The 15,135-nt window shown below is 47.3% G+C and carries 15 protein-coding genes and 4 tRNA genes; 6 read left to right on the forward strand and 13 right to left on the reverse strand.

Going from position 1 to position 15,135, the window contains the following annotated elements; translation table 11 throughout:
• Window positions 1-15: 15 nt before the first annotated feature.
• The 7 genes from CWI82_RS04155 to CWI82_RS04185 all read right to left on the reverse strand — a co-directional run bounded on the left by CWI82_RS04155 (window position 16) and on the right by CWI82_RS04185 (window position 3,381).
• A tRNA-Gln gene (locus tag CWI82_RS04155) sits at window positions 16-90 on the reverse strand.
• Window positions 91-120: 30 nt separating this feature from the next.
• Window positions 121-195: transfer RNA gene (locus CWI82_RS04160), tRNA-Gln, on the reverse strand.
• Window positions 196-223: 28 nt separating this feature from the next.
• A tRNA-Leu gene (locus CWI82_RS04165) sits at window positions 224-308 on the reverse strand.
• A 17-nt stretch (window positions 309-325) separates the two neighbouring features.
• Window positions 326-402 (reverse strand) — tRNA-Met (locus CWI82_RS04170).
• A 148-nt stretch (window positions 403-550) separates the two neighbouring features.
• Window positions 551-1,288: an SIMPL domain-containing protein gene (locus CWI82_RS04175; protein ID WP_130202757.1), complete on the reverse strand. Its 738-nt coding sequence runs from the start codon at window positions 1,286-1,288 to the stop codon at window positions 551-553.
• 32 nt (window positions 1,289-1,320) lie between these two features.
• Window positions 1,321-1,986, reverse strand: a complete 666-nt coding sequence (locus CWI82_RS04180) for an SDR family oxidoreductase (protein ID WP_130202758.1) — start codon at window positions 1,984-1,986, stop codon at window positions 1,321-1,323.
• 9 nt (window positions 1,987-1,995) lie between these two features.
• Entirely contained in the window at window positions 1,996-3,381 is a 1,386-nt protein-coding gene (locus tag CWI82_RS04185; protein ID WP_130202759.1) for a class II fumarate hydratase, read from the reverse strand.
• Window positions 3,382-3,526: 145 nt separating this feature from the next.
• Here CWI82_RS04185 and CWI82_RS04190 point away from each other — a divergent pair, with 145 nt between their 5' ends.
• Genes CWI82_RS04190 through CWI82_RS04215 form a run of 6 tightly spaced genes read left to right on the forward strand, consistent with a single transcriptional unit; the run spans window position 3,527 to window position 10,123 of the window.
• The gene (locus CWI82_RS04190) at window positions 3,527-4,201 is read left to right on the forward strand and encodes a cupredoxin domain-containing protein (RefSeq protein WP_130202760.1); all 675 of its coding nucleotides are present in this window, start codon (window positions 3,527-3,529) and stop codon (window positions 4,199-4,201) included.
• A complete protein-coding gene (locus CWI82_RS04195) occupies window positions 4,202-6,508 on the forward strand; it encodes a putative bifunctional diguanylate cyclase/phosphodiesterase (RefSeq protein WP_130202761.1) in 2,307 nt (768 codons plus the stop codon).
• Entirely contained in the window at window positions 6,501-7,352 is an 852-nt protein-coding gene (locus CWI82_RS04200; protein WP_092855624.1) for a DUF3034 family protein, read from the forward strand. The genes CWI82_RS04195 and CWI82_RS04200 overlap by 8 nt, the downstream gene beginning before the upstream one ends.
• A gap of 11 nt (window positions 7,353-7,363) precedes the next feature.
• A complete protein-coding gene (locus CWI82_RS04205) occupies window positions 7,364-7,780 on the forward strand; it encodes a group I truncated hemoglobin (protein WP_092855622.1) in 417 nt (138 codons plus the stop codon).
• A 27-nt stretch (window positions 7,781-7,807) separates the two neighbouring features.
• Complete coding sequence (locus CWI82_RS04210; protein WP_130202762.1) at window positions 7,808-9,184, forward strand: YfcC family protein; 1,377 nt, start codon at window positions 7,808-7,810, stop codon at window positions 9,182-9,184.
• A gap of 24 nt (window positions 9,185-9,208) precedes the next feature.
• Window positions 9,209-10,123 (forward strand): sulfurtransferase, encoded by a 915-nt coding sequence (locus tag CWI82_RS04215; protein ID WP_130202763.1) that lies wholly within the window; start codon window positions 9,209-9,211, stop codon window positions 10,121-10,123.
• A gap of 50 nt (window positions 10,124-10,173) precedes the next feature.
• Here CWI82_RS04215 and ychF read toward each other — a convergent pair whose 3' ends face one another.
• From ychF to lolB, 6 genes are all read right to left on the reverse strand, one after another.
• On the reverse strand, window positions 10,174-11,265 hold the full coding sequence (gene ychF / locus CWI82_RS04220) for a redox-regulated ATPase YchF (protein ID WP_092855616.1): 1,092 nt from the start codon (window positions 11,263-11,265) through the stop codon (window positions 10,174-10,176).
• A 2-nt stretch (window positions 11,266-11,267) separates the two neighbouring features.
• On the reverse strand, window positions 11,268-11,861 hold the full coding sequence (gene pth / locus CWI82_RS04225; RefSeq protein ID WP_092855614.1) for an aminoacyl-tRNA hydrolase: 594 nt from the start codon (window positions 11,859-11,861) through the stop codon (window positions 11,268-11,270).
• A 6-nt stretch (window positions 11,862-11,867) separates the two neighbouring features.
• Window positions 11,868-12,539, reverse strand: coding sequence for a 50S ribosomal protein L25/general stress protein Ctc (locus CWI82_RS04230; RefSeq protein ID WP_092855612.1), 672 nt, complete (start codon window positions 12,537-12,539; stop codon window positions 11,868-11,870).
• Between the two features lie 126 nt (window positions 12,540-12,665).
• Window positions 12,666-13,613 carry a ribose-phosphate pyrophosphokinase gene (locus CWI82_RS04235; protein ID WP_130202764.1) on the reverse strand — a complete coding sequence of 316 codons (948 nt, stop codon included), beginning with the start codon at window positions 13,611-13,613 and terminating at the stop codon, window positions 12,666-12,668.
• A 1-nt stretch (window position 13,614) separates the two neighbouring features.
• Window positions 13,615-14,493 (reverse strand): 4-(cytidine 5'-diphospho)-2-C-methyl-D-erythritol kinase, encoded by an 879-nt coding sequence (ispE, locus tag CWI82_RS04240; protein WP_092855610.1) that lies wholly within the window; start codon window positions 14,491-14,493, stop codon window positions 13,615-13,617.
• The gene (gene lolB, locus CWI82_RS04245; RefSeq protein ID WP_165383874.1) at window positions 14,481-15,113 is read right to left on the reverse strand and encodes a lipoprotein insertase outer membrane protein LolB; all 633 of its coding nucleotides are present in this window, start codon (window positions 15,111-15,113) and stop codon (window positions 14,481-14,483) included. The genes ispE and lolB overlap by 13 nt, the downstream gene beginning before the upstream one ends.
• Window positions 15,114-15,135: the final 22 nt, after the last annotated feature.

Here is a 15,135-nt window from a genome sequence, read left to right on the forward strand (position 1 = left end):
ACACAGGGGAAAAAATGGCTGGGGTATCAGGATTTGAACCTGAGAATGGCGGGATCAAAACCCGCTGCCTTACCGCTTGGCTATACCCCAACACTGGGTGCATCAAGAAGAGAGTGGCGATGGCTGGGGTACCAGGATTTGAACCTGGGAATGGCGGGATCAAAACCCGCTGCCTTACCGCTTGGCTATACCCCAACTGAATATACCGCCTGACAGTTTGAGTTGGTGCGGACGGAGAGACTTGAACTCTCACGCCGTGAGGCACTGGAACCTAAATCCAGCGTGTCTACCAATTCCACCACGTCCGCCCAAAAGGGTCTTTGATTGGTGGCTACGGCGAGATTCGAACTTGCGACCCCAGCATTATGAGTGCTGTGCTCTAACCAGCTGAGCTACGTAGCCAACATCAAATTTTCATCAAACTGCACTCGTTGAGTGCGGCGCGTATTATGCAAATCAGGGGCGAAAGCGTCAACCTCTTTTTCTCAAAAAATCCATGATTTCTGCGCGATTGCTTAAAAAACGGATAGTTTGCTTATTTAATCGACGACTAATCGACTAATTGATACGAAACTGTCGACACAACACGCACAATTTTTAAATGTGGCGTATTCGAGTCACGATCGTAAATTGTGAATTGGCCCTGGTTCGCACTGCGGATTTTACCGAGCTGACTATCCGAGTGTTCAGCAAAACGTAAAGCGACCTCTCGGGCGTTACGCGCAGACTCCTCAATCATACTTGGTTTAATCGCATTAAGACCGTTAAAGTGATATTCGACGGCACTGTCGTAATTATTACCGCTCAGGCTAACACCTTGTTTACCAAGTTCAGACAGTTGCTGGCGCAATTCACGTACGCGGTCGACTTTTTCAGTGTAAACAGTCAACGTTTGTTCGCCGGTGTACCGTAATCCAACATCTTCGGTCGCCCAGCGTTCGGCCAGTTTATCGAGTACATTCGGTGCTGAAACGGAAAGCTCGGCTTCATCGAAGCCATTCACCAGTAAAAATGCGCGAATGGCTTGGATGTCTTTATCGAGTTCTTCATAAATGGTGTTCTGCGTATTACCCGCGCGAACCACCTTCAGTGGCCAAATAGCTGTATCCGCTTTAACTTCTCGCTCAGCTAAGCCTTTAACCTCAACGACGCGGTCGAAATTACGAAAGCTTTGTACACTATTACTAAGCCCGTAACTCAACAATCCGGCGCCAATAATTATCGCGACGGCCAAAACAATGCCGCCAACATTGGCGCCATCGGTACTGTTTGAGTGAGAAGTTGTCATGATTGTATCCTAGCGAATCGAAACGGTAAAAGTTACCACGGCAAGGAGTCGCCGTTGCTGTGTTTAAATTGACCCGTGGTATCAATCGTTAGTTCATCGATACGCTGAATTAATCTTTCAGCTGCAGTATCGGCGCTGATATCACCTGCATTGTTAACCATTTCAGTTTGCACAAACCCAGGGTGGAGCATTGCCACAGCGATGCCGTCATCTTTCAAATCATTCGCCAGTGAAACACCAGCCGCATTCAGCGCAGCTTTACTCATACGGTAACCATAATAGGCACCAGAGCCATTATCCGCCATTGAACCCATGCGGCTTGTTATCATAATGACCTTACTGCCTTTGTGTAAGTTGTCTCGCAGCGCATCGGTCACGAGCAATGGTCCCATTGCATTCACTTTAAATTGTGCCTCAATGGTTGCGGTGGACAAGCTCCCGAGGTGTTCGCGCTCGAGCAAGCCAGCATTGTTAATTAAAATATCAATAGAGTGTCCACTGAGTTGTTGGCTCAATTCAGAAATACTATCGGCATGAGTGACATCAATATTTTCAATAATGCTCACTCCAAGTGCTTTGAGTTCCTCTGACGCCTTGCGACAGACCGCTGTCACGTTATCGCCGCGTTGCTTGAATTGCGTTGCAAGGGCCAAGCCAATACCGCGGTTAGCGCCAGTAATCACAATATGCTGTGTCATGTGTACTCCTTATATTAAATTTTTAGGGTCGAGTAATTGCTCGAGTTTTTCACGCGGAATATCGGTCATTTCCTCGGCGACATCGAGGATAGGGCGTTGTTGCTGATAGGCTTTTTTAGCAATTTCAGCCGCTTTGTTATAACCAATTTCACGATTTAATGCGGTCACCAGAATCGGATTTTTTGCTAAAGCTTCATTTAACCGATCGTGATTCACAGTAAAGTCGACGATTGCCTGATCAGCGAGCGCACGTGCGGCATTGTTCAGCAATGCGATGCTCTGCAATTGGTTGTATGCGATAACAGGTAACATCACGTTTAATTGGAAGTTACCTTGTTGCGCCGCAACGGTGATAGTTTGATGGTTACCGGCAACTTGTGCACACACCATAGCTACGGCCTCAGGAATCACCGGATTGACCTTGCCGGGCATAATGCTACTGCCAGGTTGCAACGCTTTGAGGCTAATTTCGGCTAATCCGGCAAGCGGTCCGCTATTCATCCAACGTAAATCATTGCTTATTTTCAACAGGACAGCACTAAGCGCGTTTAAGTGTCCGCTAATCATTAAATTAACTTCTTGCCCAGAAATTCCAGCAAACGGATTATCGCTAGCATGAAATTCTGTCGCCGTGCGCTGACTCAGAAAGTGACAGAAACGCTCACCAAAGTTCTTTGGCGCATTGATACCTGAACCAATAGCCGTGCCACCTTGCGGCAATCGACTTGCCGTCTTAATCGCTTGGTTCAATCCATCTTCAATATGCTCCAGCTGCGTACGCCAAGCATGTAATTCTTGCGCCATGCTTAAAGGCATTGCATCCATCAAATGCGTGCGACCCGTTTTTATAGTTTCCGTCAGCGTACTGGCTTTGCGGGCAATCATTTGTCTCAGGTGGGCGAGCGCAGGTAAAAGTTGCTGGCGCAAATTTAGGACACTACTCACCAAAATTGTTGTCGGGATGACATCGTTGCTACTTTGGCTGGCATTGACATGATCATTCGGGTGAATCGACTCGTGGCCTTGGTGTTGAGCCAGCGATGCAATCACTTCGTTCATGTTCATATTAGTGCTGGTGCCAGATCCAGTCTGAAAAATATCGAGTGGGAACGCATCGTCAGCTTGCCCCGACAAAATGACCTCAACGGCAGCGTGAATCGCTTCAGCTTGCGGCTTAGTAATAGCTTTGGCTTCGAGGTTGGCATCTGCCGCGGCCGCTTTAACATGGGCTAGCGTGTAAATGAATTCGAGCGGGAAGTGCATGTTGCTTAGCTGAAAATTCTGCCGCGCTCGCTCGGTTTGTGCGCGCCAAAGAGCATGTTTAGGTACTTCTACTGCCCCCATGCTATCGGTTTCAGTGCGGGTTTCGGTATGTTTGCTGCTACTCTTATGCATAGTTGCCCCCTACGGGTTAACAAATGTCGTGCATTTGTTTCATTCATTCAGGTAAGCTTATCTTAGTCGATTCAATTGAGTATTGAATCATAAGCTTATTTTTATAAGCACAATTTCTAAGCATTACTTTAAGCATGGGGACACAATGACCAAGTTTCAAATAACATTGCTCGTTATCATTGGGTTGGCCCATGGTTTACCTAGCGTTGCGGCACAAGAAAAGATCACCGCATCTGCACAACTCGAGGTAACGGTACTTGACCAAAATCAGCAACCATTAGCGCTGGCAGTCGTTAGTGTGAATGGCGTGGCAACATCAGCCGAGCCGTCCACAGCAGTTATGGATCAAGTTGATCGGTTGTTTGTGCCTTATGTACTAGCCATTCCACAAAATACCCGCGTAAAGTTTCCGAATAGCGATAATATTCGACATCAAGTGTATTCGTTTTCTGAAGCTCGACCATTTGAATTACCGCTTTATAGCAACCGTGAAGCACCCGAAATAAACTTTGATAAATCGGGTATTGCGGTGCTTGGCTGTAATATTCATGACCACATGCAAGCCTATATCTACGTGAGCCCGCATGATCTTTCACGAACAACTGATGCAACCGGGCGCGTAAACATGCCACGCGGAGACAGCCAATTGCATGTTTGGTATCCATCACTCGCCAATACAATAACCGACGAAACCGTGGTCACGGTGGCAGCGGGGGAGACAAAAGTCACGGTCGTTTTGCCGGTGCAAACACAACAGCAACAACCGCCCCCTATGTCGGCCTTACAACAACGATTTAATCAACGGAAAAACAATAATTAAATGAAAATAAAAAGTTTTCGTTCACGATTACTGTTGGTATTTACGGCGCTAGCGAGTGCTGTTTTACTGTTTGCGCTGATTGCTATTTGGCTAGCAACTTCGCAGCAATCTGAACGAACTCTGGAACGCGAATTGGCGGTTAGTGAGCGTGTTTTTGCCGAGCTCGTTGATGTTCGTGCACAACAGTTGCAACAAGCGGCCGAGGTATTAACGACAGATTTTGGTTTCCGCGAAGCAGTTGCCAGTGGCGATGAAAACACGATTGTTTCAGCGTTAGTGAATCATGGTCAGCGCATTGGTACTGATCTCATTGTCGTGCAGACGCCACAAGGCGTCGAGATTGCCGCTACACATGCAGCACAATTACTGCCGTCATTAGCAGTATTGACGAATGCTCAAGCCAAAGCCCAGTTTGTTACTGTAGAAGAACAGATTTTTCAGATAGTGACAGTGCCCGTGAACGCCCCGAACCTGATTGCGTGGGCAACCTTGGGGTTTGCAGTTGACGATGAATTTGCGACATTGATGCGCCAATTAACTCATGCTGACATCACCTTTTTACATCGCAGTAGCGGGCTTATCTTTGCGACGAGTTTGCAAGCTGAATTGCGTGAACTCATGGCATCGAATGCCGGCTCTTTGCAGCAGGTGTTTGCGAAGAATGATATCGCCGCCCATATTTCACAGTTCAATGACAACAATGCCGCAGTAAACACCGAAACAGATTTGTTGATTGTATTTAGCACCGACAAGCTTGAAGCCACTCACGAGTTCCTTACTCTGCAACGTCAATATATTGGTATTGCCTTAGTCACCCTTTTATTTGCAGGAGTTTTAGCAACCATAACGGCACGCAAAATCAGTCAACCGATTACAGTGCTCACCGAAGCGACGAAAAAGCTTGGTGAAGGTGACTATCGAGCTCCTTTAACACTGCAGCGTGCTGATGAGTTCGGCGCCTTAAGCGATGCTTTTGAAGGAATGCGTCGTGGTATAGCTGAGCGAGAGAAACAAATTGTATTCCAACTCGAACACGATTTACTCACCGGTTTGCCCAATCGAGTGTCGATTCGCTCCTTGTTAAAACAGGCTATCGCATCGGCACAAAGTGGCTATGTTGTATTGTTGAACGTGGCGCGGTTCGGTGAGGTGAATGATCGGTTTGGTCAGCGTGTTGGTGATGAATTATTGCGCATGGTTGCGCAACGCTTGCGCGATGCGGTGCCGACAAATTGGCATGTTGGGCATCTGGGTGGTGACGAGTTTGTGGTTGTTGGCGAGTTGCAAAGTGAACCCCAAGTGGCGCAGTTGATTGCGGTATTAAAAAATGCGTTGGAGTTACCGTGGTGGCTTGAGGAAACGAGTTATTTACTTAGTTTCCACGCTGGCTACTTAGCTTTTCCACATGCCGCCGACGACGCTGATAGCATCCTTCGTCGGGCGCAACTATGTGCTCGCCAAGCGAAACGAGATAACCGCTTTGCAGTTGCCTACAGTCAAGGAATGGATGAACAATACTTGCGTCGATTACAAATTGTTCAAGCGCTACCTAGTGCCGTTCGTGAACATCGATTGCAACTGCATTTTCAGCCCAAATTATCGTGCCAATCAGGTCAAGTTATAGGGGTAGAGGCTCTGTTGCGTTGGCGCGATGAACAACTCGGTGTTGTGCGCCCCGATGAGTTTATTCCTTTAGCGGAGCAAACCGGCGAAATACAGCGTATTACCCGTTGGGTCTGTGCGGCGGCACTCGATCAATTGCAACTTTGGCATGAACAAGGCTTCGATTTAACGCTAGCAATTAACTTGTCGGCACTTGATTTACAGTGGCCTGAATTAGTTGAGTTTGTGACAACTGCAACGCATCAACGCGGGTTATCGCCAGCATCGATAACCTTGGAGGTTACCGAGAGTGCGGTCATGGTTGATCCTGAACAAGCCATATTGCGATTGCAGGAGTTACGAGAGGCTGGCTTTAAAATTGCAATCGATGATTATGGTACTGGGTATGCGTCATTAGCTCAGCTGAAACGTTTGCCAGCCGATGAATTAAAGCTCGATCGCTCATTTATTCAGAATATAGCAACCACACCAGAGGATGAAACGATTGTGCGCTCGACTATATTGTTAGCTCACGATTTAAACTTAACCACGGTTGCTGAAGGCATTGAAGAAGATGCCGCGTGGCAAGTTCTGAAACGGTTAGGCTGTGATTTAGTGCAAGGCTACTATTTTAGTCGACCGTTGGCTGCAGCGCAGTTTGAACGCTGGTGGCGTGACTACCATGGAGAAAATTCGAATGCATAGACAAACTAGCTTGCTTGCAGGGGTAGTGATAACCGCGGCAATGTTTTGCAGTCAGACTGCGATGGCCGATTTTGGCCGTATTATTGCAACGGGCGGTTTAACCTCGGTTGAAGGCAGTGGCGGAGGTGGATTAGTGCCCTGGGCGACATTATCAAGCTATGCTGAAGAGGGGCAGTGGGGCGCAACCGTTGCTTATAATCAAGCCGATGTCGATGACTATAAGTTAGCGGTTAAAGCGGCAACCGTGTCATTCGATAACCGTTGGGAGTTTAGTATTGCGCAACAGCAGTTTGATTTATTGCGCCTTGGAGGCAGCTTAAAGCAAGATATTTACGGCGTAAAATACCGACTAGCAGGCGATATTTTATATGGAGATTTACCCCAATTGGCGATTGGCTTACAACACAAGCGCAATCAATCATTTGAGCTACCGTCTGCGGTTGGCGCTAAAGATGATTCGGGTACCGATATTTACTTCAGCAGTGCGAAAGTATGGCTCGATGGTTTGTTTCATCGTACTTGGCTGGCAAATATCACACTAAGAGCAACCAAAGCGAATGAAATGGGCCTGCTTGGTTTTGGTGGTGATGTTAACGACAGTTATAAACTGCAGGGCGAGCTAGCCGTTGGTATGTTTATCAATCGGCATTGGGTGGTTGGTATGGAGTATCGGCAAAAACCAAATAATCTAGGCTTTGCCGAAGAACATGATTGGCATGATATTTTCGTTGGTTGGTTTCCGCATAAGCGCATCGCCGTCGCCTTGGCTTACACGCAACTAGAATCTATTGCCGGTGCCGATGATCAAGATGGAATTTATGGCTCCGTTCAAGTTACGTTTTAAGGAAACTTCTCATGCTTCGAGTCTACTTAGTTAGTTTAATTGTCCTGTTCATGTCGCCATTACATGCCGCTGAACAAAGGCTTTACGATGAGCTTGGCCAGCAGCAGGGTATTAGCCAACTGATGGAATTATTTGTGCTGGAAATAGCTGCCGACGAGCGCATTATTCATCACTTTGAAAACGTCGATATCGATCGTTTCCATCGCATGTTATCTGAGCACATTTGTGAGTTGTCCGGCGGACCTTGTGAGTACACGGGCGAGTCGATGGTCACGGTACACACCGGTATGAATATTTCGCGAGCGGAATTCAATGCTGTGGTTGAACATTTAATGACAGCAATGGATGAACAACAACTCCCAGTTAGTACACAAAACCGATTACTTGCTATACTCGCAGCATTCCATAAGGAAGTGATACATCAATAACAAGAATGAGAGCGAGTTTTCCCCGCCATGATAAAAATAAAAATACCGCATACATTAGTGCTGATGCTTTACATGATGATTGCTGCGTTGATCCTGACTTGGATTATTCCAGCCGGCGAATTTCAGCGAACGGTCAACGATATTGGACAAACAGTTGTTCAGCCAGGTACTTACACTGTGCTCGCAGAACAGCCCACATTGAGCCCATTGACCCTCTTTACCGTTATCCCTCAAGCCTTAGGTGACGCACAGGCGGTCATTTTCTTTGTGCTATTAATTGGTGGGGTGATGGGTATCTTGCGTGCAACCGGCATGCTGGATGCATTGATTGGTCTGCTACTAAAAAAATTCGCGGATAAAACCGGTTTGCTGATTCTGGGCGGCATGCTTACTTTTGGGATTTTTTCAGCATTAATTGGTGTCGCTGAAGAGTACCTTATTTTTGTTGCGATGTTGGTTGCGTTGTGTCGGGCATTGAAGCTCGATGGCATTACCGCCATGGGTATTTTGATTGTCGGTTATGGCATCGGTTATGGCTTGTCGCTTTTTAATCCGTTCACTTTACTGATTGCGCAAGCGGTTGCTGAAGTGCCACCAGCGTCGGGATTATGGTACCGACTCATGTTGTGGCCGATTTTGTTCGGGATTGCCTTCCATCATGTTTATGGCTATGCCAAGCGTGTCGCTGCTGATCCAAAAGCTTCGTTTTTAGCCGACATCACGCCAGCCAAAAGCGATGTTCGAGAAGAATATCCGGCACTTGATGGTCGTCATAAAATTATTTTACTAGGTTTTGTTGCGGTACTCGGTGTGCTTATTTGGGGGATTAAAGTACATGGTTGGTACCTGGTCGAATTGAGCGCATTATTCTTAGGCTTCGGTTTGTTTGCGGCAATCGTTGCTCAAATGACTGCCAGCGAGGCGGCTAATAAGTTTATTGAAGGCGCCGCAGAACTTACTGCAACGGCATTATTAATTGGCTTTGCTCGTTCAATTGCTATGATTATGGAGCAGGGGCAAGTACTTGATACGGTTATCTATTACTTAGCGATGCCGGTTGAGGCCTTTGGTGCGTATTTTGGTGCGGTCAGTATGCTGGTCATTCAAAGTATACTTAATTTATTCATACCATCGGGTAGCGGCCAAGCATTTGTAACCATGCCGATTATGGTGCCGATAGCGGATACTGCTGGTATTGGCCGACAAATCGCGGTACTCGCATTCCAAATGGGAGATGGCTTGATGAATATGATTGTGCCTACCAATCCTGTTCTCATGGGGATATTGGGCTTGGCTGGCGTTCCGTACGAGCGTTGGTTCAAATTCATTGCGCCATTGATGTTAAAGTTGTTATTCGCCTGCGCGATAGCAATGATTGTTGCTGTCGCGATTGGTTATCAATAACGAGACCCGGATAGACTTTGCGATATGGATAGTGCAACAACAATGCTTGAAAAAGCGCAAGATAATGCGGTACCGGAGGCTGTACCGCATTATTTAGTATCGACCCGCTGGTTGGCAGAGAACCTGAAAAAGAGTCATGTGCATGTCTTAGATGCAAGCATGAGGAAAGTGGTTGGTCGCACGCCGCTTGACTACAACGAACTCACGGTTATTCCTAATTCAGTTCATTTGGATTTAGAGCAGCGCCTCACAGATACTACCGCATCGTTGCCAAATACCTTTCCGTCAGCAGAACAGGTGACGCTCGCCCTGCAAGAATTGGGAATTAACAAAACCGATACCGTGGTGTTATACGACAACCAAGGAATTTATTCGGCTCCTCGAGCCTGGGTGATTTTTAAAGCCATGGGCTTTAAAAATGTCTTTATCTTGGACGGTGGTTTGCCGCAATGGCTATCGGATAATTACCCTGCTGCAACAGAGCACTCACTCCCACGCACGGCACGCGGTAATTTTGTTGCTAAGTTCGATAAAAGTTGGCTAGTGACCTCAAAAGACGTACTCAAAGCCACGCAAAGTGGTTCAAGTAGTATTATTGATGCCCGCTCGCCGGATCGCTTCAACGGCTTAAAGCCAGAACCGCGAGAGGGTATGCGCAGTGGGCACATTCGTAGCTCATTCAACTTGCCATTTCTCGATGTATTGGATGACAATCGCTATCGCAAGCCAGATGAGCTTGAAGAGCTTTTTATTTCACTCGTTGGACCGAAATCACCTCACCTAATTTTGACCTGTGGTTCCGGTATTACAGCGTGTATTCTATTGGTAGCAGCAAGAATAGCGGGTTTTACTGAAGTACAACTCTATGACGGGTCATGGTCCGAATGGGGCGCCAATTCTCAGCTCCCCATCGAACCAAACTCTTCTTCGAATAACTAATATCTAATATCTAATATCTAATATCTAATATCTAATATCGCTCTTGCTCTCTAAACATTAAAGCGGAACAAGATCACATCGCCGTCTTTCACGATATAATCCTTACCTTCCTCGCGACGTTTACCCGCTTCTTTCGCGCCTTGCTCACCCTTAAACTGAATGTAGTCGTCAAAACCAACAACCACAGCGCGAATAAAGCCTTTCTCGAAGTCGGTGTGAATTTTACCAGCAGCTTGCGGTGCCGTTGCGCCAACTGGGATAGTCCAAGCGCGAACCTCTTTCACACCAGCAGTGAAGTAGGTTTGTAGGTTCAACAACTGGTAGCCGCCGCGAATAACCCGATTCAAACCTGGCTCGGTAAGACCCAAATCCGCCATGAATTCTGCCTTTTCTTCGTCATCAAGCTCCGCAATTTCTGACTCAATTTCAGCACAAACAGGCACCACAATGGCATTCTCTTTGCTGGCGATTTCGCGCACTTTATCGAGGTACGGGTTATTCTCGAAGCCATCGTCGTTCACGTTGGCGATATACATGGTTGGTTTCATAGTCAGCAAGTTGTAGCTACGAATCGTGGCTTTTTCATCGTCTGTTAACGTCACAGAACGAGCCATTTCGCCGCTTTCAAGTGCTGGCAATAATTTTTGTAATACTGCAATTTCAGCTGCAGCTTGCTTATCGCCACCTTTGGCTTTTTTACCTTGACGATGAATCGCCTTTTCAACGCTATCCAAATCGGCGAGGGCAAGCTCGGTATTAATCACTTCAATGTCTTCAGCTGGGTCAACCTTACCCGCCACGTGAACAATGTTGTCGTTCTCAAAGCAACGCACAACGTGACCAATTGCATCGGTTTCACGAATATTTGCAAGGAATTGGTTACCTAATCCTTCACCTTTTGAGGCGCCTTTCACTAATCCGGCGATATCCACAAACTCCATGGTGGTTGGCACCACGCGTTGTGGATTAACAATTTTAGCCAGTTCGTCGAGGCGTGGATCGGGTACTGCAACAACACCCGTATTTGGCTCAATGGTACAGAAAGGGAAGTTTGCAGCTTCAATACCTGCTTTAGTCAGCGCGTTAAACAGCGTTGATTTACCTACGTTCGGCAAGCCGACGATACCACACTTGAATCCCATGCTTATTTCTCTCTCTGTGCTTTGAAACTATGTAAATACTGTGTTGCCGCGCGCAGATCTTGCTGCATTAAAATATCGATGCTGCGGCAGGCTTCCGTAATGGTATCGTCCATCAAGTGTTGATCAGCTTGTGGCGCTTTCCCGAGCACCCAACCGGTGACTTTAGTTTTGTCACCTGGATGACCGATACCGATACGTAAGCGATGAAAATCTTGAGTTCCCAATCGTGCAACAATGTCCTTGATACCATTGTGTCCGCCTGTGCCACCGCCGGTTTTAAACTTCGCCACGCCAGGTGGTAAATCGAGCTCATCATAGGCAACTAATATTTCATGCGGCTCAATTTTATAGAAGTTAGCGAGGGTTGCGACAGCGTTGCCGCTTCGATTCATAAATTGCATTGGCAGCAACAGACGTAAATCCATGGCGCCTTTTTGAATACGAGCGGTGTGTCCGAAAAATTTGGTTTCAGGCTGGAGTGTTTGGCCATGCATGCGAGCATATTGCTCGACTAACCAAAAGCCTGCATTGTGTCGGGTTTGGGAGTATTCGGGGCCTGGATTACCCAGGCCCACGAGTAAGCGAATGGTCGACATAAGACCTTATTCAGCGTCTTTGTCTTCTTCTTTCGCTTCTTTAGCGGTCGGAACTTCAGCTGATACTTCTTCAGTTTCTTCCGCTTCTTTTTCTACACGCGGAGCAGTGATTGATACAACTGCTTGGTCGTGGTCTTCACCTTTAGTCAGCTCAACTAATTCAACGCCTTTAGGCATGTTTAAGTCAGTTAAGTGCAAGGTTTCGCCCAACTTCAAGTTCGCGATATCTACTTCAACGTACTCTGGCAGATCTTTTGGCAAGCAAGAAACTTCTAAGTCTGCAATGTGGTGAACCACAACGCCGCCTTCTTGTTTCACGCCAACAGCACTTGCTTCGTTAACGAAGTGAACTGGAACGTGAGTATGAAGTTTTTGACCTTTAACAACACGTTGGAAATCCAAGTGAGTTAATTTTGGCTTGTACGGGTGACGTTGAACGTCTTTCAAGATTGCTTCGTGCTTCTTGCCGTCGATAACCAAAGTCAAAATGTGCGAGTAGAAAGCTTCGTGGTCAGCCATGTTGTTCACTTTGTTGTGATCCAACGTGATTGATACCGCTTCTTTATCGGCACCGTATAAAATTGCAGGCACTTTTTCCGCACGACGCAGGCGGCGGCTCGCACCTTTCCCTGTATCCGTACGGAGTTCTGCTTGAATAGTAAAATCGATAGTTGACATGTGGAGTGTCTCCGTTAAATAAAAATAAGCCGGATATTCGCGACCAAATACCCGACGTGTTCCTCAAAAACTTGTTTTGCTTATTTGAGGGCGCGGAATATTACCACTGGCGCCCTCAAAATTCAATCAATACTCGAACATTGCCGAGATTGATTCTTCGTTGCTGACGCGGCGTAGCGCTTCAGACAGCATGCCACTTAAGGTTAATTGATGTACCTTATCGAGCGCCTTCATTTCTGGGCTCAATGGAATACTGTCAGTGACCACGACGCGATCGATGTGCGAGTCACGAATGTTTTCAAACGCATTGCCTGAGAATACTGGGTGCGTAGCATACGCAAATACCCGACGCGCGCCATTTTTCTTCAATGCTTCTGCGGCTTTACATAAGGTACCGCCGGTATCAATCATGTCGTCAACAATGATGCAGTCACGATCTTGAATATCACCAATGATGTGCATAACTTGCGATTCGTTGGCACGCGGGCGACGTTTATCGATAATGGCCAAGTCAATGTCGTTGAGCAACTTGGCAATTGCACGAGCTCGCACAACACCACCAATGTCAGGTGATACGACAACTGGGTTATGGAAGTCTTGCTGGCGCAGATGTTCCATCAATACTGGGCTACCGAATACGTTGTCGACCGGTACATCGAAGAAACCTTGAATCTGTTCAGCATGCAAATCAACCGTTAACACGCGGTCGACACCAACGCTCGACAAGAAGTCAGCAACAACTTTCGCAGTGATTGGTACGCGCGCAGAGCGAACACGACGGTCTTGGCGTGCATAGCCGAAATATGGCATGACGGCGGTAATACGACCCGCTGAAGCACGACGCAATGCATCCACCATGACGATAAGCTCCATTAAGTTATCGTTGGTAGGGGCACACGTTGATTGAATAATGAAAACGTCAGAACCACGAACATTCTCGTTGATCATGACACTGATTTCACCGTCGCTAAAACGGCCTACTTCAGCATCACCAAGTTTGATATATAGGCGGTCGGCAATTTTTTGGGCGAGTTCTGGCGTCGCATTGCCAGCAAAGAGCTTCATGTCAGGCACACTAAACCTCAGTCTTGTTGGTTAGGTTCACAGTTGAAGCCTGCCGCAGTTGCTGGCAGACCGGGTTTTCATTGAGACCTCGCGCGACAAACCCTGTCCATTGTGCAGGCATCCTTTCTAGCGCAGCACGGGCATCTGTCTCGTTCTCAAAGCGACCGAAGATGCATGCACCTGTGCCAGTCAACCGAGACGGCGCGTATTCTACCAACCAGTCGAGGGCCTTGGCAACTTCTGGATAGAGTTGACAGACCAGCGCTTCGCAATCGTTACTGGTATTTTCCCAACTCCAATTTGGCCAATTCAATGGCAAATGTTGGCGCGGTAGGTCGGGGTGTTTAAAAATACTTGGGGTACTAATTTGAACGCCCGGATGAATAACCAAATACCACGGGCAGGGCGGTTGTGCCGGTTGTAAAAATTCGCCAACACCTTCCGCAAAAGCTGCTTGTCCGCGCACAAATACTGGGACATCAGCACCAAGTTGCAAACCTAATTCTGCAAGTTGGGTGTCGCTTAAAGGCAGCTGCCAGAGATGCCGTAGTGCCAATAATGTGGTTGCTGCATCGGATGAGCCACCACCTAAACCGCCACCAAACGGGAGCTTTTTATGAATATGTATATGCACGCCAGGTCGTGTTTTGTGGGCATGCTGAGCCAATAAGTGCGCTGCTTGAAGTACCAGATTATCAGCGCTTTCCAACGTTGGCTCAGTACAACTTAAAGTGATTTCAGAGTCATCACGCAAGGTAAATGATAATTCATCGCCAAAGTCGATAAACTGGAACAGCGTTTGTAAGTTGTGATAGCCATCAGCGCGCTGACCAACAATGTGCAAAAATAGGTTTAACTTGGCAACCGCCGGCAAGGTTAGAAGCGCCATTGTGACACCTGCAATTTCAGCCGCCAAGCATCGGTTGTTAGGTTAATATTGTACGGCAAAAATATCCCATCGGTCAGTTCATACTGCCCGAGTTGTGCGCGCCAAAGTTGATCGGCGGCAACCATAGTAAAGTCTGAGAGCAACGCATATTGTTGTTGCTGGTATTGTTGCAGTTGGTATTGCTTTTGCACCATTTCAGGTAACTCGCGACCCGTGACAATAGCGCTAATCTGATTCACCGGTAAATCCAATCGAAAATATTGCCACAGTAATTCTTGCGCGGTTGTGGCACGATATTCTTTGCCATCTTCGTCTGTGAGCAAAGCGACACCGTTAGCCTGTTCCAGCTTTGCCAAGGTGCCGCGTAGCGGGTGAGAGAAGCGCATGGTGAGTTGCTCAGCGCTTGAATACCAATCGATGTAAAGACCATGGCGGTCGTCGGCGCGTAAGTCAAATAGCGCCATTTGTCCACTTAATCGCCAGTTGGCTAAGTTTTTGAGTTGTTGCTGTTGTGCAGCAACTGCCGCGCTATCGACATCTGATACGCTGGGTGGCTCGGGAACGCTGCTACAGGCAGTCAACCAAGCACTTGTGAGTACTACTAAAAGGAGACGTTTCATTGGTTTTGCTATCCCTGTTCGT

This window comes from Pseudidiomarina tainanensis, assembly GCF_004214835.1.
GTDB lineage: Bacteria > Pseudomonadota > Gammaproteobacteria > Enterobacterales > Alteromonadaceae > Pseudidiomarina > Pseudidiomarina tainanensis.